Raw genomic sequence first — 18,789 nt, forward strand, 5'->3', positions numbered from 1 at the left:
CTCAGGCCGTTTCCACGAAATGAAAGTCCACGCCCGTCACACCGGCCTGCGCGTTGAACGGTGCCGCGCCGCCGGACAGATAGGCCCGCGCCGCCTTTGCATCCGTCACCTGGAACAGCGCCCAGTGATTGCGGTCATCCTCGCGCCACAATTGCAGCAGCGACAATCCGTTGCGCCCGCGATCCTCGGCATCGGCATCGAATGCCGTGCGGAAGGGGACGGGATCGGTGACGGTATAGTGGGCGATCATTTGCATAGACTGTCCCTTTGTCGAAAAAGGCGCCGCCACGGATGCAGCGGCGCCGTCGGACCTTACAGGTCCATCAGCAACCGGCGCGGATCCTCCAGCGCCTCTTTGACCCGCACCAGGAAGGTCACGGCGCCCTTGCCGTCCACGATCCGGTGGTCATAGGACAGCGCCAGATACATCATCGGCCTGATGACGATCTGCCCGCCGACCACGACCGGGCGTTCCTGGATCTTGTGCATCCCCAAGATCCCCGACTGCGGGGGGTTCAGGATGGGCGAGGACATCAGCGAGCCGTAAACCCCGCCGTTCGAGATGGTGAAGGTGCCCCCCTGCATTTCCTGCATGGTCAGCTTGCCGTCGCGGCCCTTGGTGCCAAGTTCGCCGATTTCCTTCTCGATCGCGGCAAAGCCCTTCTGGTCCGCGTCGCGCACGACCGGAACGACCAGACCCGAAGGCGTGCCCACCGCCACGCCCATGTTGACATAGTTCTTGTAGACCACGTCGGTGCCGTCGATCTCGGCGTTGACCTCGGGCACTTCCTTCAAGGCGTGGCAGCAGGCCTTCACGAAGAAGGACATGAAGCCCAGCTTGACCTTGTGCTTCTTCTCGAAGGCGTCCTTGTATTCGTTGCGAAGCTGCATGATGCCGGACATGTCGGCCTCATTGTAGGTCGTCAGCATCGCCGCGGTGTTCTGCGCGTCCTTCAGGCGACGCGCGATGGTCTGGCGCAACCGCGTCATCTTGACGCGTTCCTCGCGCGCGGCGTCCTCGGCCGGGCGGGGGGCGGCCGGAACGGCGGCCTTGGGCGCGGGCTGTGCCTTGGCCACGTCTTCCTTCATCACGCGGCCGTCACGGCCGGAACCCGTCACCTGGTCGCGGCTGACGCCCTTTTCGGCCATCGCCTTCTTGGCCGAGGGCGCATCCTCGACATCGGTGCGGGGCTGGGTCTGCTCGGGGCCGGCGCCGGGGGATCCGACCTCGCCGGCCGTCACACCGTCCTCGCCGCCCGAGGCGGAACCGACGGGGGCCGCGGCATTTCCGTAGGCGCCCTTGTTGGACGACGCAGGCTGGGGGGCCGATGCGCCGGCATTCCCGGCAGCGCCTTCGGTGATGATGGCCAGGCGCGCCTTGGCATCGACGGTAGCGCCTTCCTCGGCCAGGATGTCGGCCAGGACGCCGGCGGCAGGGCTGGGAACCTCGACCGACACCTTGTCAGTTTCCAGTTCGCACAGCATCTCGTCCACGGCGACTGTGTCGCCCGGCTTCTTGAACCAGGTTGCCACGGTCGCCTCGGTCACGCTTTCGCCAAGCGCGGGCACCATCACGTCCACGGATTTGCCGCTCATCTGTTTTTGTCCTTCCGGGGTCTTCTGGGCCGTCTCGGCCTGCGGGTGGTCTTTGGGGGTATCATTCTGGCCGCCTTGAGAGATCTGGGCCAGCAGGGCGTCGGGGCCGACAGTCTCGCCTTCCGCCGCAAGGATTTCGGCCAGGGTGCCCGCCGCAGGGCTTGGCACCTCGACCGTCACCTTGTCTGTTTCCAGCTCGCACAGCATCTCGTCCACCGCGACGGCGTCACCCGGTTTCTTGAACCAGGTGGCGACCGTCGCCTCGGTGACCGATTCGCCCAGTGCGGGCACGCGGACTTCGATGGGCATCGGATCATCCTTCAAGCGACAGCGCCTCGGACACCAGGGCCTCCTGCTCGGCCTTGTGGCGCGAGGCGAGGCCGGTGGCAACCGACGCGGCTGCGTTGCGGCCGACATAGCGGGCGCGGTTGTGGCGCGCGCCCAGCCGGTCCAGCGACCATTCTAGGTAGGGCTCGACAAAGCTCCAGCCGCCCTGGTTCTTGGGCTCTTCCTGGCACCAGACAATCTCGGCGTCCTTGAAGCGGGACAGTTCCTTGACCATCGACTGCGCGGGGAACGGATAGAACTGTTCCAAACGCAGCAGGTAGATGTCATCGATCCCGGCCTCGTCCCGCGCCTTCAAGAGGTCGTAATAGACCTTGCCCGAACAGATCACGACGCGGCGGATGCGGTGATCCGGAACCAGCGTGATGTCCGAGGCACCATGCTGCGCGTCGTCCCACAGCACGCGGTGGAAGGTCGATCCGGTCTGGAAGTCGGCCGCCTTGCTGGTGGCCTTGGGGTGGCGCAGCAGCGATTTCGGCGTCATCAGCACCAGCGGCTTGCGGAACCGGCGGTGCATCTGGCGGCGCAGGATGTGGAAATAGTTGGCCGGAGTCGTGCAGTTGGCGACGATCCAGTTGTCCTCGGCGCACATCTGCAGGAAGCGTTCCAGGCGGGCCGAGCTATGCTCGGGCCCCTGGCCCTCGAAGCCGTGGGGCAGCAGCATCACAAGGCCCGACATGCGCAGCCATTTCTTCTCGCCTGAAGAGATGAACTGGTCGAACATGATCTGCGCGCCGTTGGCGAAGTCGCCGAACTGGGCTTCCCACAACACAAGCGCATTGGGTTCGGCCAGCGAATAGCCGTATTCGAAGCCCAGAACCGCGTATTCCGACAGCATCGAGTCGATGACCTCGTAGCGGGCCTGACCCTCGGCGATGTTGTTCAGCGGGTAATAGCGATCCTCGGACTTCTGGTCGATGAAGGCCGAATGACGCTGGCTGAAGGTGCCGCGCGTGCTGTCCTGGCCCGCCAGGCGAACCGGCTTGCCTTCCAGCAGCAGCGACCCGAAGGCCAGGGCCTCGCCCGTGGCCCAGTCAAAGCCTTCGCCCGTCTCGAACATCTGCTTCTTGGCTTCCAGAAGCCGGCCCACGGTCTTGTGCAGGTTGTGGCCCTCGGGAACCCCCGTCAGCGCGCGGCCGATCTGGGCCATTGTCGAAGGCTCGATCCCGGTTTCGCCCGACACGTATTCCGCGCCCTCGCGGTCAAGGCCCGACCACTTGCCGTCCAGCCAGTCGGCCTTGTTGGGCTTGAAGGCCTTGCCCACCTCGAACTCCTCGTTGAGGTGGTTCTGGAAGGCGGTCTTCATGTCCTCGATCTCGCCCTCGGGGACAAGGCCGTCGGCGACCAGGCGTTCGGTATAAAGCTGCAGCGTCGTCTTCTGCGCCTTGATCTTGGTATACATCGCCGGGTTCGTGAACATCGGCTCGTCGCCTTCGTTGTGACCGAAGCGACGATAGCAGAAGATGTCGATCACGACGTCCTTCTGGAACTTCTGGCGGAACTCGGTCGCGACCTTGGCGGCATGGACCACGGCCTCGGGGTCGTCGCCGTTCACGTGGAAGATCGGCGCCTCGACCATCAGGGCGATATCGGTCGGATAGGGCGAGGTGCGGCTGAAATGCGGCGCGGTGGTGAAGCCGATCTGGTTGTTCACCACGATGTGGATGCAGCCGCCGGTGCGGTGGCCCTTGATGCCCGACAGTTGCAGGCATTCCGCCACGACGCCCTGGCCTGCGAAGGCCGCGTCGCCATGCAGCAGGATCGGCAGGACCGCGCTGCGGTCATGCATGTCGCCCAGTTGGTCGCCCTTGGCGCGCGCCTTGCCCAGCACGACCGGGTTCACGGCCTCGAGGTGCGAAGGGTTGGCGGTCAGCGACAGGTGGACGGTATTGCCGTCGAACTCTCGGTCGCTCGATGCGCCGAGGTGGTATTTCACGTCGCCCGAACCGTCCACGTCCTCGGGCTTGAACGAGCCGCCCTGGAACTCGTGGAAGATCGCGCGATAGGGTTTCGACATCACGTTGGCCAGCACCGACAGGCGGCCGCGGTGGGGCATCCCCACGACGATCTCCTTCACGCCCAAGGCGCCACCGCGCTTGATGATCTGTTCCATCGCCGGGATCAGCGCCTCGCCCCCGTCGAGGCCGAAGCGCTTGGTGCCCATGTATTTCACATGGAGGAACTTCTCGAAGCCCTCGGCCTCGACCAGCTTGTTCAGGATGGCGCGGCGGCCTTCCTGTGTGAACTGGATTTCCTTGCCATATCCCTCGATCCTCTCCTTCAGCCAGGCGGCTTCCTCGGGGTTCGAGATGTGCATGAACTGGATCGCGAAGGTGCCGCAGTAGGTCCGCTTCATCAACTCGGTGATCTGGCGGATCGAGGCGACCTCCAGCCCCAGCACGTTGTCGATGAAGATCGGGCGGTCCATGTCGCCGGGGCCGAAGCCGTAGGTGGCCGGGTTCAACTCGCCGTGGTCGGGCACGTCGCGCAGGCCCAGCGGGTCAAGGTTGGCGTGCAGGTGGCCGCGGATGCGGAAGGCACGGATCAGCATCAGCGCGCGGATCGAATCCAGCACGGCCTGGCGCATCTGGTCCTCGGTCAGGCTGACGCCCCTTTCCTCGGCCTTGGCGGCGATCTTCTTCATCGCGGCGCGGGCTTCGTCCTTGGAGGCCATCGGCCATTCGCCGGTCAGCGCGGCGGTGGTTTCATCGGACGGCATCGGCGGCCAGTCTGCGCGCTTCCAGCTTGCGCCTTCGGCTTCGCGCGCGGCATCTTCTCCGGCATCACCCAGGCCGCGGAAGAAGGCGTCCCATGCGGCGTCGAAGTTCTGCGGGTTCTGCGCCCACTGGCCGTAAAGCTGTTCGATATAGGCCGCGTTATGTCCTTGCAGGAAGGACGAGTCGTGGAAGTCGGCGTTCTTGGGTTGGTCGGTCATCGGGTCTCGCGTCCTTGACGCAATGGAAGGATAAGGGCGGAATTGCGGCGTCAGGCGGCGCTGCAGGTGACGATCATCATCTGGACGCCGGGCATCGCGCTGCCGGCGCCCGGCTTGTTGGTGCGGCTCTCGGCAACGTCGCGTCCGGCCGCGCGGCAAAGCTGCGCGGGCGCGGCCTCGATCTTGCCGGCGTCGGTCTGGGCAGGGCGGAACAGCACGGTATAGCGGCTGTCGGCATCCCCGGTGACCGAAATCAGCGAAGCCTGGTGCAACCCGGTGCGTCCGTCGACCGGTCCGGTCGGCAGGGCCGGGGCCGCCGGCGCCGCGACTGGCGGCGCAACGGGCACTGTCGGCACCACGACACGCGGCGCAGCCGGCGCGGCGGGGGCTGAGGGCGCGGGAACCGGGGCCGGGGCAGCCGCAGGCTGCATGCAGGCTGCCAGCCCGCAGACCGCAAGAAGCGCCAGGACGCGGGGCATGGTGGGAAGACTGGCTGCTGGAATTCTGGATGTCATGACCGCCTCAGGCACAATAAACGTCGATGATGGCCGCGCCGGGATCGACATAGGGATCCACCCGCGGGATGCGTTCGATCCGCGCCACAGCGCGACGTTCCAGGCCGCACAGCGCACGGGCTGCGCCCTGGTCGGCACCGGCGGGCGCGCGGGCGGGGTGATAGATCAGCCGCCAGCCGAAATCGCGCCGCGCGACGGTGCGGACCGCATCGGGGGGCAGGGTGCTGGCCTGGTGAAGGTTCGTCATGGCGGGAATGCCGCCGGGCAGGATATCGTCGGTGGGCGCGCGACCGCAGGCCGTCAGCGCCAGAAGCGCGGCCAGTGACACGGGCGCAAGACATCCGCCAGCCCAGGCTTGCGCCCGGCTTGTCGCGATTGCTGCCCCGCAGTGCGGCTGGTCGTCCACATCATCCCCCTGGTCCTGCCAGTGCCCCCATACTTAAGTCGGGAGCACGGCTTTTCAAATCCGTCACGAACAGGTGACGGTCATCCTCTGAACGCCGGTCCCGAACTGAGGCGCGGTCGTGTCCACAGCCTGGGCGCTGAAAACGGTCGAGGCGGTGTTGGCGCAGATCGTCCGTGGCGCGGCCGCCAACTGTTCGGCGGTGACGCCGTCGTCGCGGTAGAAGACGACATACTGGTTGTCCGTCCGGGTCACGCCCAGGACCGCGTCGGCCGGAAGGCCGGTCGCCGCGGCAAGCGCCTCGGTCGAGGCCTGGTCGACCGTGACGGCGGTTTCGACGCGGGTGACAGGCTCGGGCGCGCAGGCCCCCAGCACAACAGTCGAGGCGATGATGGTAGCCGAAAGCATCTTCATCTTCAGTCTCCTGTGTTTGATCGCGAAAGGTGATCGTGCCGGGGCAACGCCCGCCCCGCAGGGCGGGTTCAGTCTCAGCCCTTGATGGCCTTCAGCACGGCCTCGCCCAGGCCAGCCGGGCTGTCGGCCACGACGATCCCGGCGCGCTTCATCGCCTCGATCTTCGATTCCGCATCGCCCTTGCCGCCGGACACGATCGCGCCCGCATGGCCCATGCGACGGCCCGGAGGGGCAGTGCGGCCCGCGATGAAGCCTGCCGTCGGCTTCCACTTGCCCTTCTTCTTCTGCTCGGCCAGGAACTCGGCCGCTTCCTCCTCGGCCGAGCCGCCGATCTCGCCGATCATGATGATCGACTCCGTCTCGGGGTCGTCGAGGAACATCTGCAGCACGTCGATATGCTCCATCCCCTTGATGGGGTCGCCGCCGATGCCGACCGCCGAGGACTGGCCCAGGCCCACGTCCGAGGTCTGCTTCACGGCCTCATAGGTCAGCGTGCCCGAACGCGACACGACGCCCACGCTGCCGCGGCGGAAGATGCTGCCCGGCATGATGCCGATCTTGCATTCGTCGGGCGTCATGATCCCGGGGCAGTTCGGCCCGATCAGGCGCGACTGCGACCCTTGCAGGGCGCGTTTCACGCGCATCATGTCCAGCACCGGGATGCCTTCGGTGATGCAGACGATCAGCGGGACCTGCGCGTCGATGGCCTCCAGGATCGAATCCGCCGCAAAGGGGGGCGGGACATAGATCGCGGATGCGGTGGCGCCCGTCTTTGCCACGGCCTCGTGGACCGAGTTGAAGACCGGCAGGCCCAGGTGTTCGCTGCCGCCCTTGCCGGGGGTCACGCCGCCAACCATCTGCGTGCCATAGGCGATCGCCTGTTCGGTATGGAAGGTGCCCTGGGATCCGGTGATCCCCTGGCAGATGACTTTGGTGTCTTTGTTAACGAGAACGGCCATCGTTTCTTATCCCTTCACCGCTTTCACGATTTTCTCTGCCGCATCCGACAGGTCGTCGGCAGCGATCACGTTCAGGCCGGACTTCGCGATGATTTCCTTGCCCAATTCGACATTGGTGCCTTCCAGACGCACGACCAGCGGAACCTGAAGCCCGACTTCCTTCACGGCGGCGATGATGCCTTCCGCAATGATGTCGCAGCGCATGATGCCGCCGAAGATGTTGACCAGGATGCCCTTCACGTTCGGGTCCGAGGTGATGATCTTGAAGGCTTCCGTCACCTTCTCCTTGGTCGCACCGCCGCCGACGTCCAGGAAGTTCGCGGGTTCCGCGCCATACAGCTTGATGATGTCCATCGTGGCCATGGCCAGGCCCGCGCCGTTCACCATGCAGCCGATCTCGCCGTCAAGGGCGATGTAGTTCAGGTCGAACTTGGAGGCGGCCAGTTCCTTGGGGTCTTCCTCGGTCTCGTCGCGCAGGGCCATGATGTCGGGCTGGCGGTAAAGCGCGTTGTTGTCGAAGCCCATCTTCGCGTCCAGGCACTTGATGTTGCCTTCGGGGGTGACGATCAGCGGGTTGATCTCCAGCATCTCCATGTCCTTCTCGATGAACATGCGATACAGGTTCTTGACCAGGGCGACGCATTGCTTGACCTGCGCGCCTTCCAGGCCCAGGGCGAAGGCCACGCGGCGGCCGTGGAAGTCCGACAGGCCCGAGGCCGGGTCAACGCTGAAGCTGACGATCTTTTCCGGCGTGTGGGCGGCCACTTCCTCGATGTCCATGCCGCCTTCGGTCGAGGCGACGAAGCTGACGCGAGAGGTCTGGCGATCCACCAGCAGCGCCAGATACAGCTCGCGCGCGATGTCGCTGCCATCCTCGATATAGATGCGGTTGACCTGCTTGCCGGCAGGTCCGGTCTGGTGCGTGACCAGCGTCCGACCCAGCATCTGGCGGGTCAGTTCCTCGGCTTCCTCGACCGACTTGGCCAGGCGGACGCCGCCCTTTTCACCGGCTTCGGCTTCCTTGAAGCTGCCCTTGCCGCGACCGCCCGCGTGGATCTGGGCCTTGACCACCCACAGGGGGCCGTCCATCTCGCTTGCGCAGGTCTTGGCTTCGTCAGCCTTCATCACGATCCGGCCGTCGCTGACCGGCGCGCCGTATTGACGCAGCAGCGCCTTGGCCTGGTATTCGTGGATATTCATCCTGACCCCCTTTTTCGGTTCGACAGATTTGCGGGGGGTCTTGCCACATCGGGGGCGGGCCGGGAAACGGTTTTCCCCTAAAATGCAGGAAACCCGCAAGAAGTCGCCTATTGTGATCACGGCTGGAAATCCCGTGATCACAAAGGTCAGTATCCCAGGATTCGCCTGCCGATCTAGCCTGCGACCCGGGCGCAGTCGAAGCTGTCGCCCGTGGTCTGCGAGGTGAAGGTCATCTGGTTGTCGTTCTGCCACTGCACCTGGATGACGGCCCCGTCAGCCAGCGTCATGGTCGTGACCCGGTTCTGGGTCGAGAACCTGGCGATGCGGATGGGCGAGGCGTCGTTCGCGGGCAGATAGGATTCGGGCGTGAAGGTCATGGTCGTGGCGCCGCAGTTCCATGAGCCCATGAAGGGCAATTGGTCGGTCGGGCGGGGGCTGGAGGGCGGCGCGGAACAGGCGCCGATCAGCAGGGCAGAGAAAAGCGCAGCAGGCAGGACGGTTCGGGTCATGGTCGCCTCCGGTTCACTGGATGCGGAAATGCTACGACGGAACCGGAAAGATGAACATCATCAAATGCAAAGGCGCGCCCCGGGGGACGCGCCTTGCCGATCTGCGGGACCCGTCAGGCCAGCGAGCCGTCGATGCCCTTGCAAGCCTCGACCAGGCCCTTCACCGCGTCGACCGACTTGGTGAACATCGCCTGCTCGTCGCCGTCCAGCGTGATGTCGATGACCTTTTCCACGCCGCCCGCGCCGATCACGGTGGGCACGCCCACATACATGCCGTCCAGGCCGTATGCGCCGTCGACATAGGCCGCGCAGGGCAGGACGCGCTTCTGGTCCTTCAGATAGGCTTCCGCCATCTCGATGGCCGAGGTCGCGGGCGCATAGAAGGCGCTGCCGGTCTTCAGCAGGCCGACGATCTCGGCCCCGCCGTCACGGGTGCGCTGCACGATGGCGTCCAGCTTTTCCTGGGTGGTCCAGCCCATCTTGACCAGGTCGGGCAGGGGGATGCCGGCCACGGTCGAATAGCGGGTCAGCGGGACCATCGTGTCGCCGTGGCCGCCCAGGACGAAGGCGGTGACGTCCTTCATCGACACGCCGAATTCAAGCGACAGGAAGTGGCGGAAGCGGGCCGAATCCAGCACGCCGGCCATGCCGCAGACCTTTTCGCGCGGCAGGCCCGAAAATTCGCGCAGCGCCCAGACCATCGCGTCCAGCGGGTTGGTGATGCAGATCACGAAGGCGTCAGGCGCGTGCTTGGCAATGCCTTCGCCCACGGATTTCATGACCTTGAGGTTGATGCCCAGAAGATCGTCGCGGCTCATCCCCGGCTTGCGCGGGACGCCGGCGGTGACGATGCAGACATCCGCGCCCGCGATGTCGGCATAATCGTTGGTGCCCTTCAGGACCGCGTCGAAGCCTTCGGACGGACCGGATTCGGCGATGTCCAATGCCTTGCCCTGGGGCGTGCCTTCGGCGATGTCGAACAGGACGACGTCGCCCAGTTCCTTCATCGCGGCCAGATGCGCCAGCGTGCCGCCGATCTGCCCCGCACCGATCAGTGCGATTTTGGGTCGGGCCATGGATAACCTCCGGGTGTCATGGATGATTGTTGCGGGGTTGGTTACGGGGTCGTGAAACGAATCGCAAGCCCGCGCCACTGCCGCGCGCCACTGTTGGCGCTGACACTTGTCATTCACCATCCGGGCGCGCATTCCTGGCCGGCGCGGACGGAGGGTGGCGATGCTGGAACTGACGGTCGGGGGATGGGTGCTTGCGGTGCTGGCCTCGATCTCCGTGGGGCTGGCCAAGGGCGGGCTTGCGATGGTGGCGATGCTGGCGGTGCCGCTGCTGTCGCTGGTCATGTCGCCGGTGCAGGCGGCGGGGCTGATGCTGCCGGTCTATGTCGCCTCGGACGTGGGCGGGCTGATCGCGTTCCGCCGCAACTTCGACCTGCGGGTTCTGGCCACCGCCTTGCCGGGCGCAGTGGCAGGCATCGGCCTGGGCTGGGCGGGTGCGCATCTGGTGCCGGTCTGGGGCGTGACGCTGATCGTCGGGCTGATCGGGGTCGTCTTTGCCCTGAACGCGCTGATCCGGCCGCAACTGGCGGGTGCCGCGCGGGAACCGTCCGCCGCGAAGGGCAGCGTCTGGGGCGGCATCGCGGGCTATACCAGCTTTGTCAGCCATTCGGGCGCGCCGCCCTGGCAGGTCTATGTCCAGCCGCTGCGCCTGTCGCCGGTGATCTATGCGGGCACGACGACCTGGTTCTTTGCCATCTGCAACTGGGTCAAGCTGATCCCCTATGCCGCGCTTGGGCAGTTGTCGGTCGCGAACCTCAAGGCGGCGGCGGTGCTGACGCCGGTCGCTTTGATCTCGGTCTGGGTCGGGCTGCGGCTGGTCCGCATCATCCCCGAGGCGCTGTTCTACAAGCTCATCACCTGGGGGCTGCTGGTGGTGTCATTGCGGCTGGTCTGGCAAGCCCTGGCATGATGCCGCAGCGCAGCAAAATTGCACTTGCCAAATCTGGCGCAGCAGGGCAGCGTCACGCAAGATTGTTGCGAGGAGGATCTGATGGCGCGGCCCTATCGTTCGGTTCTGTATATTCCGGCAGCCAATGCACGGGCGATGGAGAAGGCCCGGGGTCTGCCCACCGATGCGATCATCTTTGATCTCGAGGATGCGGTCGCGCCCGCCGAAAAGCCAGCCGCGCGCGACGCCCTGGCTGCGGCACTGGCCGATGACTATGGCCCGCGTGCGCGGATCGTGCGGATCAACGGGCTGGCCACGGAATGGGGCGGGGACGACGCCCGTTTCTGCGCCGGTCTGGACGGCGCGGATGCCGTGCTGATCCCCAAGGTGGACAGCGCCGCCGACCTGGACCGCGTGGCCGCGATCATCCCCGACCTGCCGCTGTGGGCGATGATGGAAACGCCTTCGGGGATGCTGAACGCCCCGCAGATCGCCGCGCATTCCCGGCTTCAGGGGATGGTGATGGGCACCAACGACCTGGCCAAGGAACTGAACAGCCGCTTCCGCCCCGACCGGCTGCCGATGCTGGCAGGCTTGGGCCTGTGCCTGCTGGCGGCCAAGGCCCATGGCAAGGTGATCGTGGACGGCGTCTTCAACGCCTTCAAGGATGACGATGGCCTGCGCGCCGAATGCGAACAGGGCCGCGACATGGGCTTTGACGGAAAGACGCTGATCCACCCCGCCCAGCTTGCCATCGCCAACGAGGCCTTCGCCCCGACTGAAGCCGAGGTTGACCTGGCCCGCCGCCAGATCGACGCCTTCCAGTCCGCCGCGGCCGAGGGCAAGGGGGTCGCCGTGGTCGACGGCAAGATCGTCGAGAACCTGCATGTCGAGACGGCCCGCAAGACGCTGGACCGCGCCAAGGCAATTGCGGCAATGGCAGGATAAGGGCAGGGTGCGCCCCAGGACATCCAGCGAAAGGAAAGCCAGATGGTTCTGCTGATTTCGGGCGTGGCCCTGTGGTGGGCGGCGCATCTGTTCAAGCGGGTGGCACCGGACCGCCGCGCCGCCTTGGGCGACAAGGGCAAGGGGCTGGTTGCGATCCTGCTGATCCTGTCGGTCTTCATCATGGCGCGAGGCTATGGGCAGGTCGATGGGCCGGTCTGGTGGGGCAGGTCGCCTGCGACGACCGGCATCAACAACCTGCTGATGCTGCTGGCCTTCTATCTTTACGCGGCCGACGGAATGGGCACGCGCGTCACCGCCTGGATCCGGCATCCGCAGCTGACCGGCTTCTCGCTCTGGGCCGTGGCGCATCTGCTGGTGAATGGCGATCTGGCGTCGCTGATCCTGTTCGGCGGGCTGTTGGCCTGGGCGCTTGTCGAAATCGTCCTGCTGAACCGGGCGGGCGCCTGGAAGCGGCGCACGGGGCCATTCCCGGTCCGCAAGGAAATCATGGCGGCCGTTGGCGCGGTTGTCGTCATGCTGGTCGTGGGGCTGATCCACGGCTGGATCGGACCCTGGCCATTCGGAGGCTGAACCATGACCACCCTATACCGCTGCATCACCGAGGACGACACCTCGCAATTCTGCCACCGCGTCAGCGAGGCGCTGTCGAAGGGCTGGTCCCTGCATGGCAGCCCGACCATGGCCTTCGATCCCGTCAAGGGCGTGATGCGGATGGGCCAGGCCGTCACCAAGCAGGTTCAGGCCGAATACCATCCCGACATGAAGCTGGGGCAGCAATGACCAAGACCAATCCGGGCCGCTTCTTCGAGGATTACCAGCTTGGCCAGGTGATCCGCCATGCCGTTCCCCGCACGGTGGCCGAAGGGGAACGGGCGCTGTATCACGCCCTGTATCCGGCCCGGCACGCGCTGTATTCCAGCGACGAATTCGCGGCGAACTGCGGGTTGGAAAGCAGCCCCCTGGACGACCTGCTGGCCTTTCACATCGTCTTCGGCAAGACCGTTCCCGATGTCAGCCTGAACGCGGTGGCGAACTTGGGCTATGCCCAGGGCCGATGGCTGGCGCCGGTCTGGCCGGGTGATACGCTGCGGTCGGAATCGCAGGTGATCGGGCTGAAGCAGAACTCGAATGGCAAGTCGGGCGTGGTCTGGGTCCGGACGCAGGGGCTGAACCAGATGGACCAGCCGGTGCTGGACTATGTCCGCTGGGTGATGGTGCGCAAGCGCGACACCGATGCGCCCGCGCCTGAGACGGTCGTGCCTGACCTGCCGCCCGTGGTCGCGCCCGAGGATCTGGTGATCCCCGACGGACTCGACTTCACCGAATACGACTTCGACCTGGCCGGGGAGCCGCATCGCTTGGGCGATTACCAGATCGGCGAGAAGATCGACCATGTCGACGGCGTCACGGTCGAGGAGGCCGAGCACATGCTGGCCACGCGCCTGTGGCAGAACACCGCCAAGGTGCATTTCGACGCAACCAACCGCGACGACGGGCGGCGGCTGATCTATGGCGGCCATGTCATCAGCATGGCCCGCGCCCTGTCCTTCAACGGGCTGGCCAATGCACAGATGATCGTCGCGCTGAACGCCGGCGCACATGCCAACCCATGCTTTGCGGGCGATACCGTCCGCGCCTGGTCCGAAGTGCTGGACAAGGCGGAAACCGATGCGCCGGGCGTTGCTGCAATCCGGCTGCGGCTTGTGGCAACCAAAGGGAACAGCAGGGATTTCGCGCTGAAGGATCCTGATGGGCGCTACCAGCCGGACGTGCTTCTGGACCTGGATTACTGGGCCTTGATGCCGGTCTGAAAGTCCGAGTCGGCACAGGCCGGCACAAGGCGCAACCATGTGATCACGACCCGCAGGGGTGTGATCACAAAGGACTGAAAGCAGCGAAAATTCGGTCCATGCTATGGCATCTGGCGGTGACAGATGCCACAAGACAGGACAAATACGCGCCAATCGCCAGCCTGCGGGGCCAGCTTCGTGCCTGCTGCGGGTCAAGCCAGAACCGTTTAAAGGAGCGCCGCATCATGGCCGACGTGAACCGGGGCAACCGGCCGCTTTCCCCCCATATGCAGGTTTACCGCCTTCCCTTGGCGGCGATCACCTCGATCATGACGCGGATCACGGGGCACGCGCTTGTCGCGGGCATCCTGCTGCTGGTCTGGTGGCTGGTCGCTGCCGTCACCGGCCCCCAAGCCTTTGCCGCCGCCGACTGGGTGGTGCGGTCTTGGATCGGCTTCATCGTGCTGACCGGATCGGCCTGGGCGCTGTGGTTCCACGCGCTGGCCGGCATCCGGCACCTGTTCTACGATTCCGGCAAGCTGCTGCGGATCGAGGAAGCCGAACGTGCAAGCTGGGCCATCATCATCGGGTCGGTGGTGCTGACGCTTCTGTCACTGATCCTGTTCTTCTTTGCATAAGGGCAAGGCAACCATGCGCTATATCACACCCCGCAAGGCGGCCATGGGCCTGGGTTCCGCCCACAGCGGCACGGCCGACCACTGGTTCCTGACCGTCAGTTCCTGCGCCCTGGTCCTGTTGGTGCCGGCCTTCATGCTGGTGATCGGCAATGCCATCGGCCTGCCTCATCCCGAACTGGTGGCTTACTTCGGCCGTCCCTATCCGGCGCTGATCACGGCGCTGTTCATCGTCGTGGGCATGGTGCACTTCATCAAGGGCACCCGGATCATGATCGACGATTATTTCCAACACACGGCGCGCAAGGTGGCGATCATCGTCTCGGTGGTCTTTTCCTGGGCGGTCATTGCGGCGGCAGTCTTTGCGCTGGCCAAGATGACCCTCGTCACCGTCGCGATCTGAGGGCATCATGGCAGCATACGATATTCATACGCATGATTACGACGTGGTCGTGGTGGGCGCCGGCGGTGCGGGCCTGCGGGCGACGCTGGGCATGGCCGAACAAGGGCTGCGCACGGCCTGCGTGACCAAGGTCTTCCCGACGCGGTCCCACACGGTTGCCGCGCAGGGCGGCATCGCCGCCTCCTTGTCGAACATGGGCCCGGACAACTGGCAGTGGCACATGTACGACACCGTGAAGGGGTCGGACTGGCTGGGCGACACGGACGCGATGGAATACCTGGCGCGCGAGGCGCCCAAGGCCGTCTACGAGCTTGAACATTACGGCGTTCCCTTCAGCCGGACCGAGGAGGGCAAGATCTACCAGCGTCCCTTCGGCGGCCACACGACCGAGTTCGGCGAAGGCCCCCCGGTGCAGCGCACCTGCGCCGCGGCCGACCGGACCGGCCACGCCATCCTGCACACGCTTTACGGCCAGTCGCTGAAGAACAACGCGGAATTCTTCATCGAATACTTTGCGATCGACCTGATCGTCACGGACGGCGCCTGCACCGGCGTGGTCTGCTGGAAGCTGGACGACGGCACCATCCACGTCTTCAACGCCAAGATGGTGGTGCTGGCGACCGGCGGCTATGGCCGGGCCTATTTCAGCGCGACATCGGCCCATACCTGCACCGGCGACGGCGGCGGGATGGTCGCGCGTGCGGGCCTGCCCCTGCAGGACATGGAGTTCGTGCAGTTCCACCCGACCGGCATCTATGGCTCGGGCTGCCTGATCACCGAAGGCGCGCGGGGCGAGGGCGGATACCTCACCAATTCGGAAGGCGAGCGTTTCATGGAACGCTATGCGCCGACCTACAAGGATCTGGCGTCCCGCGATGTGGTCAGCCGCTGCATCACCATCGAGATCCGCGAAGGCCGCGGCGTCGGTCCCGACAAGGACCACATGTATCTGAACCTGATGCACCTGCCGCCCGAGGCCTTGGCCGAACGCCTGCCCGGCATCAGTGAATCGGCCAAGATCTTCGCAGGCGTCGATGTGACCAAGCAGCCGATCCCGATCCTGCCGACGGTCCATTACAACATGGGCGGCATCCCCACGAACTATTGGGGCGAGGTGCTGGCGCCGACCGCCGACAACCCGGACGCGATCTTCCCTGGCCTGATGGCCGTGGGCGAGGCGGGCTGCGCATCGGTCCACGGCGCGAACCGCCTCGGCTCGAACTCTCTGATCGACCTTGTCGTCTTCGGTCGCGCCGCCGCGATCCGGGCGGGGCAGGTGATCGACCGCGAAAGCCAGGTCCCCTCGACCAACCAGGCATCGGTCGACCAGGCGCTTGGGCGTTTCGACGCGCTTCGCCATGCCCAGGGCACCGTTCCGACTGCCGAGCTGCGGCTGGAAATGCAGCGCACCATGCAGGCTGACGCGGCGGTGTTCCGCACCGACAAGACCCTGGCCGAGGGCGCCGAGAAGATGACGGCGATCGCCGCCAAGATGGACGACATCAAGGTGACCGACCGCAGCTTGATCTGGAACAGCGACCTGATGGAAACGCTGGAACTGACCAACCTGATGCCCAATGCGCTTGCCACCATCGTCGCGGCCGAGGCGCGCAAGGAAAGCCGGGGCGCCCATGCGCATGAAGACTGGCCCGAGCGGGACGACGCCAACTGGCGCAAGCACTCGCTTGCATGGGTCGATGGAAACGCGGTTAAACTGGATTACCGCCCCGTCCATCTGGACCCCTTGACCAAGGAAGAGGATGGCGGGATCGACCTGAAGAAGATTGCTCCCAAGAAAAGGGTTTACTGATGCGCTTCCAGACTTTCGCCGCCCTGGGCCTTGCGGCCGCCACCCTGGCGGCCTGCGCCGCACCGATGCCGCCGGCGACCACCGTCACCGTGCCCCCTGCGGTCGTCACCACGCCGACCGTGCTGGACGCGGCCTCGCGTCAGGTTGCCCGGACCGTCATCAACGCCGAGATGGAAAAGCGCCTGCCCGGCGCCAATGTCGCGCCCTATACCGACTGCGTCGTCAACAACGCCACCACGGCGGAACTGATCGACATCGCCCAGGCCTCGCGCGCGGGCGTTTCCGGCACGGCGGACAGCGTGGCGGCCATCGTCTCGCGCCCGGCGACCACGCAGTGCATCGCTGCGGCGGCACGCACGGCCTGATGTGATGCGCGCGCGGGCGGGACATACGGCCTTGGCGCTGATCGGGACGCTGGCTGCCTGCGGCCCCGTCCCGGTCGAACAGGCCGAGGTGACCTGCCTGCGCGACGCCGAACTGGCCGTCCGCCCGCAGACCAATGTGGCGGTCGGCATCGGCACCGGATCGTCCGGCACGCGCGGCTTTGGCAGCGTGTCGGTCGATCTGTCGGGCGACTACCTGATGGGGCGCGACCCGTCGCAAGTCTATGACCGCTGCGTGCAGCGCCGGTCTGGCCAGCCTCCACGCCGGCCGCTGACCCAGCAGCCGGGCTGGACGGGCTGAGCCATGGCGGGGCAGGCAGGGACAGGGCAGGGGGCGCGGCGCCTGATCGTTCATCTGGGCGTCCAGAAGACCAGCAGCACCTCGATCCAGCGGCATCTGCGCCGCAACGCCGACACGCTGGCGCATCACCTTGTGGTCCGCACGCCTGAGGAAGGATCGCCCATGCGCCCGCTGGGCCGCGCGGCCATCGCCTTCAGCCTGGCGCCTTCGGACGACCGGGCCCAGGCCTTGCGGCTGGCCTTCCGCGACGTGCTGGACAGTCTGCCCGCAAACGCGGTGCCGGTCCTGATCAGCCACGAGAACCTGGCGGGCGCCATGCCCGGCAATGGCGGCGAGACGCGGCTTTACCCCGCGCTTCCGCAGATCGCCGCGCTGCTGATGGCCGAGGCACGCGAGTTCACGACTGATTTCGTGATCTATACGCGCAGCCGGAAAAGCTGGCGTCCCTCGGTCTGGGCGCAGGCGGTCCGGACCGACGGTTATACCCGCAGCCTGCTTGAATTCGAGGCCGAGACTGCCGATCTTCCAGGCTGGGGCGACCTTGTCCGCCGCATGACCGCCGAGACCGGCGATCGCGTGACCCGCTTCCGGCTGGAGGATGAGACGGATCCCCTGCGCCCCGGCCGCCAGCTTCTGCGCCATGCCGGTCTGGACGATGCCCCGATCGACGCGCTTCAGCCGCTGGACGGGCCGACCAACAACCGCCTGAATGACGGGGCGACGGAATTTTTGCGCAGGCTGAACGGCCTGTCTCTGAACCCCCACGCGCATGGCCGGATCGTCGATCTGGTCGCGCGCGCCGAACATCTTTTCGCGGCGGACGTGACGTCGCAAGGCACTTCCTGAGAGGAGCACCCAATGGTCCAGTTCACCCTGCCCAAGAACAGCCAGATCCGGGTCGGCAAGACCTGGCCCGCGCCTGCGGGCGCCACCAATGTCCGCAAGTTCAAGATCTATCGATGGGATCCCGACACGGGCGAAAACCCGCGGCTGGACACCTATTTCGTCGACCTGGACAAGTGCGGGCCGATGATCCTGGACGCGCTGATCAAGATCAAGAACGAGATCGACCCGACCCTGTCCTTCCGCCGGTCCTGCCGCGAAGGGATCTGCGGGTCCTGCGCGATGAACATCGACGGCGGCAACCACCTGGCCTGCATCTATGGCATCGACGAGGTGAAGGGCGACGTGTCCATCTATCCGCTGCCGCATATGCCGGTGGTCAAGGACCTGGTGCCCGACCTGACGCATTTCTATGCCCAGCTTGCATCCGTGAACCCTTACCTGATCACCAAGTCGCCCACGCCGGGCAAGGAATGGAAGCAGTCCATCGAGGACCGCAAGAAGCTGGACGGCTTGTATGAATGCATCCTCTGCGCGTCCTGTTCGACCTCCTGCCCGTCCTACTGGTGGAACGGCGACCGTTATCTTGGCCCGGCAGCGCTGCTGAACGCCTATCGCTGGATCATCGACAGCCGCGACGAGGCCACGGGCGAACGGCTGGACGAGCTGGAGGATCCCTTCAAGCTGTACCGTTGCCACACGATCATGAACTGCACCAATACCTGCCCCAAGGGGCTGAACCCCGCCAAGGCGATTGCCTCGATCAAGCACATGATGGTCGACCGGATGGTGTGATCCGCGTCCCGCGGTGGCCGGG

The 18,789-nt window shown here is 65.8% G+C and carries 22 protein-coding genes; 12 read left to right on the forward strand and 10 right to left on the reverse strand.

The window, feature by feature from the left end; all coding sequences use genetic code 11:
- Position 1 precedes the first annotated feature (1 nt).
- From IE224_RS07690 to mdh, 10 genes are all read right to left on the reverse strand, one after another.
- A complete protein-coding gene (locus tag IE224_RS07690; protein WP_191309238.1) occupies positions 2 to 256 on the reverse strand; it encodes a hypothetical protein in 255 nt (84 codons plus the stop codon).
- 56 nt (positions 257 to 312) lie between these two features.
- Positions 313 to 1,905, reverse strand: coding sequence for a 2-oxoglutarate dehydrogenase complex dihydrolipoyllysine-residue succinyltransferase (gene odhB, locus IE224_RS07695; protein ID WP_191309240.1), 1,593 nt, complete (start codon positions 1,903 to 1,905; stop codon positions 313 to 315).
- A gap of 4 nt (positions 1,906 to 1,909) precedes the next feature.
- Positions 1,910 to 4,876, reverse strand: coding sequence for a 2-oxoglutarate dehydrogenase E1 component (locus IE224_RS07700; RefSeq protein WP_191309242.1), 2,967 nt, complete (start codon positions 4,874 to 4,876; stop codon positions 1,910 to 1,912).
- A 50-nt stretch (positions 4,877 to 4,926) separates the two neighbouring features.
- A complete protein-coding gene (locus tag IE224_RS07705) occupies positions 4,927 to 5,391 on the reverse strand; it encodes a hypothetical protein (protein ID WP_191309244.1) in 465 nt (154 codons plus the stop codon).
- Positions 5,392 to 5,398: 7 nt separating this feature from the next.
- The gene (locus IE224_RS07710; RefSeq protein ID WP_167622583.1) at positions 5,399 to 5,797 is read right to left on the reverse strand and encodes a hypothetical protein; all 399 of its coding nucleotides are present in this window, start codon (positions 5,795 to 5,797) and stop codon (positions 5,399 to 5,401) included.
- Between the two features lie 63 nt (positions 5,798 to 5,860).
- Entirely contained in the window at positions 5,861 to 6,208 is a 348-nt protein-coding gene (locus tag IE224_RS07715) for a hypothetical protein (protein WP_167622582.1), read from the reverse strand.
- 74 nt (positions 6,209 to 6,282) lie between these two features.
- The gene (sucD, locus tag IE224_RS07720; RefSeq protein WP_167622581.1) at positions 6,283 to 7,167 is read right to left on the reverse strand and encodes a succinate--CoA ligase subunit alpha; all 885 of its coding nucleotides are present in this window, start codon (positions 7,165 to 7,167) and stop codon (positions 6,283 to 6,285) included.
- Positions 7,168 to 7,173: 6 nt separating this feature from the next.
- The gene (gene sucC / locus IE224_RS07725; RefSeq protein ID WP_191309247.1) at positions 7,174 to 8,367 is read right to left on the reverse strand and encodes an ADP-forming succinate--CoA ligase subunit beta; all 1,194 of its coding nucleotides are present in this window, start codon (positions 8,365 to 8,367) and stop codon (positions 7,174 to 7,176) included.
- Positions 8,368 to 8,540: 173 nt separating this feature from the next.
- Complete coding sequence (locus IE224_RS07730) at positions 8,541 to 8,876, reverse strand: hypothetical protein (protein WP_191309249.1); 336 nt, start codon at positions 8,874 to 8,876, stop codon at positions 8,541 to 8,543.
- A gap of 113 nt (positions 8,877 to 8,989) precedes the next feature.
- The gene (gene mdh, locus IE224_RS07735) at positions 8,990 to 9,952 is read right to left on the reverse strand and encodes a malate dehydrogenase (RefSeq protein WP_167622578.1); all 963 of its coding nucleotides are present in this window, start codon (positions 9,950 to 9,952) and stop codon (positions 8,990 to 8,992) included.
- A gap of 160 nt (positions 9,953 to 10,112) precedes the next feature.
- Between mdh and IE224_RS07740 the strand changes: the two genes are divergently transcribed.
- The 12 genes from IE224_RS07740 (at position 10,113) to IE224_RS07795 (ending at position 18,767) form a co-directional block, all read left to right on the forward strand.
- The gene (locus IE224_RS07740) at positions 10,113 to 10,859 is read left to right on the forward strand and encodes a sulfite exporter TauE/SafE family protein (RefSeq protein ID WP_167622577.1); all 747 of its coding nucleotides are present in this window, start codon (positions 10,113 to 10,115) and stop codon (positions 10,857 to 10,859) included.
- 81 nt (positions 10,860 to 10,940) lie between these two features.
- Positions 10,941 to 11,786: an HpcH/HpaI aldolase/citrate lyase family protein gene (locus tag IE224_RS07745; RefSeq protein ID WP_191309251.1), complete on the forward strand. Its 846-nt coding sequence runs from the start codon at positions 10,941 to 10,943 to the stop codon at positions 11,784 to 11,786.
- 42 nt (positions 11,787 to 11,828) lie between these two features.
- A complete protein-coding gene (locus IE224_RS07750; protein WP_167622575.1) occupies positions 11,829 to 12,377 on the forward strand; it encodes an NnrU family protein in 549 nt (182 codons plus the stop codon).
- A gap of 3 nt (positions 12,378 to 12,380) precedes the next feature.
- The gene (locus IE224_RS07755; protein WP_167622574.1) at positions 12,381 to 12,587 is read left to right on the forward strand and encodes a DUF1737 domain-containing protein; all 207 of its coding nucleotides are present in this window, start codon (positions 12,381 to 12,383) and stop codon (positions 12,585 to 12,587) included.
- Complete coding sequence (locus IE224_RS07760; RefSeq protein WP_191309253.1) at positions 12,584 to 13,618, forward strand: MaoC family dehydratase; 1,035 nt, start codon at positions 12,584 to 12,586, stop codon at positions 13,616 to 13,618. Before IE224_RS07755 ends, IE224_RS07760 begins: the two co-directional genes overlap by 4 nt.
- 224 nt (positions 13,619 to 13,842) lie before the next feature.
- The gene (gene sdhC, locus IE224_RS07765) at positions 13,843 to 14,235 is read left to right on the forward strand and encodes a succinate dehydrogenase, cytochrome b556 subunit (protein ID WP_191309255.1); all 393 of its coding nucleotides are present in this window, start codon (positions 13,843 to 13,845) and stop codon (positions 14,233 to 14,235) included.
- Between the two features lie 13 nt (positions 14,236 to 14,248).
- Positions 14,249 to 14,635 carry a succinate dehydrogenase, hydrophobic membrane anchor protein gene (locus IE224_RS07770; protein ID WP_167622571.1) on the forward strand — a complete coding sequence of 129 codons (387 nt, stop codon included), beginning with the start codon at positions 14,249 to 14,251 and terminating at the stop codon, positions 14,633 to 14,635.
- 7 nt (positions 14,636 to 14,642) lie between these two features.
- Positions 14,643 to 16,445 carry a succinate dehydrogenase flavoprotein subunit gene (sdhA, locus tag IE224_RS07775; RefSeq protein ID WP_167622570.1) on the forward strand — a complete coding sequence of 601 codons (1,803 nt, stop codon included), beginning with the start codon at positions 14,643 to 14,645 and terminating at the stop codon, positions 16,443 to 16,445.
- Positions 16,445 to 16,810 carry a hypothetical protein gene (locus tag IE224_RS07780; RefSeq protein WP_191309257.1) on the forward strand — a complete coding sequence of 122 codons (366 nt, stop codon included), beginning with the start codon at positions 16,445 to 16,447 and terminating at the stop codon, positions 16,808 to 16,810. Before sdhA ends, IE224_RS07780 begins: the two co-directional genes overlap by 1 nt.
- Positions 16,811 to 16,814: 4 nt before the next feature.
- The gene (locus IE224_RS07785; protein WP_191309259.1) at positions 16,815 to 17,129 is read left to right on the forward strand and encodes a hypothetical protein; all 315 of its coding nucleotides are present in this window, start codon (positions 16,815 to 16,817) and stop codon (positions 17,127 to 17,129) included.
- Positions 17,130 to 17,132: 3 nt separating this feature from the next.
- Positions 17,133 to 17,975 (forward strand): hypothetical protein, encoded by an 843-nt coding sequence (locus tag IE224_RS07790; protein WP_191309261.1) that lies wholly within the window; start codon positions 17,133 to 17,135, stop codon positions 17,973 to 17,975.
- 12 nt (positions 17,976 to 17,987) lie between these two features.
- A complete protein-coding gene (locus tag IE224_RS07795) occupies positions 17,988 to 18,767 on the forward strand; it encodes a succinate dehydrogenase iron-sulfur subunit (RefSeq protein WP_103171372.1) in 780 nt (259 codons plus the stop codon).
- The last annotated feature ends 22 nt before the right edge of the window (positions 18,768 to 18,789 follow it).

The sequence above is a fragment of the Paracoccus aerius genome, assembly GCF_014656455.1.
GTDB classification, from domain to species: domain Bacteria; phylum Pseudomonadota; class Alphaproteobacteria; order Rhodobacterales; family Rhodobacteraceae; genus Paracoccus; species Paracoccus aerius.

Bases quoted from the DNA above. Each gene is read 5' to 3' on its own strand.
- IE224_RS07690 (WP_191309238.1), bottom strand. From the start codon at position 256: ATGCAAATGATCGCCCACTATACCGTCACCGATCCCGTCCCCTTCCGC.
- odhB (WP_191309240.1), bottom strand. From the start codon at position 1,905: ATGCCCATCGAAGTCCGCGTGCCCGCACTGGGCGAATCGGTCACCGAG.
- IE224_RS07700 (WP_191309242.1), bottom strand. From the start codon at position 4,876: ATGACCGACCAACCCAAGAACGCCGACTTCCACGACTCGTCCTTCCTG.
- IE224_RS07705 (WP_191309244.1), bottom strand. From the start codon at position 5,391: ATGACATCCAGAATTCCAGCAGCCAGTCTTCCCACCATGCCCCGCGTC.
- IE224_RS07715 (WP_167622582.1), bottom strand. From the start codon at position 6,208: ATGAAGATGCTTTCGGCTACCATCATCGCCTCGACTGTTGTGCTGGGG.
- sucD (WP_167622581.1), bottom strand. From the start codon at position 7,167: ATGGCCGTTCTCGTTAACAAAGACACCAAAGTCATCTGCCAGGGGATC.
- sucC (WP_191309247.1), bottom strand. From the start codon at position 8,367: ATGAATATCCACGAATACCAGGCCAAGGCGCTGCTGCGTCAATACGGC.
- IE224_RS07730 (WP_191309249.1), bottom strand. From the start codon at position 8,876: ATGACCCGAACCGTCCTGCCTGCTGCGCTTTTCTCTGCCCTGCTGATC.
- mdh (WP_167622578.1), bottom strand. From the start codon at position 9,952: ATGGCCCGACCCAAAATCGCACTGATCGGTGCGGGGCAGATCGGCGGC.
- IE224_RS07740 (WP_167622577.1), top strand. From the start codon at position 10,113: ATGCTGGAACTGACGGTCGGGGGATGGGTGCTTGCGGTGCTGGCCTCG.
- IE224_RS07745 (WP_191309251.1), top strand. From the start codon at position 10,941: ATGGCGCGGCCCTATCGTTCGGTTCTGTATATTCCGGCAGCCAATGCA.
- IE224_RS07750 (WP_167622575.1), top strand. From the start codon at position 11,829: ATGGTTCTGCTGATTTCGGGCGTGGCCCTGTGGTGGGCGGCGCATCTG.
- IE224_RS07755 (WP_167622574.1), top strand. From the start codon at position 12,381: ATGACCACCCTATACCGCTGCATCACCGAGGACGACACCTCGCAATTC.
- IE224_RS07760 (WP_191309253.1), top strand. From the start codon at position 12,584: ATGACCAAGACCAATCCGGGCCGCTTCTTCGAGGATTACCAGCTTGGC.
- sdhC (WP_191309255.1), top strand. From the start codon at position 13,843: ATGGCCGACGTGAACCGGGGCAACCGGCCGCTTTCCCCCCATATGCAG.
- IE224_RS07770 (WP_167622571.1), top strand. From the start codon at position 14,249: ATGCGCTATATCACACCCCGCAAGGCGGCCATGGGCCTGGGTTCCGCC.
- sdhA (WP_167622570.1), top strand. From the start codon at position 14,643: ATGGCAGCATACGATATTCATACGCATGATTACGACGTGGTCGTGGTG.
- IE224_RS07780 (WP_191309257.1), top strand. From the start codon at position 16,445: ATGCGCTTCCAGACTTTCGCCGCCCTGGGCCTTGCGGCCGCCACCCTG.
- IE224_RS07785 (WP_191309259.1), top strand. From the start codon at position 16,815: ATGCGCGCGCGGGCGGGACATACGGCCTTGGCGCTGATCGGGACGCTG.
- IE224_RS07790 (WP_191309261.1), top strand. From the start codon at position 17,133: ATGGCGGGGCAGGCAGGGACAGGGCAGGGGGCGCGGCGCCTGATCGTT.
- IE224_RS07795 (WP_103171372.1), top strand. From the start codon at position 17,988: ATGGTCCAGTTCACCCTGCCCAAGAACAGCCAGATCCGGGTCGGCAAG.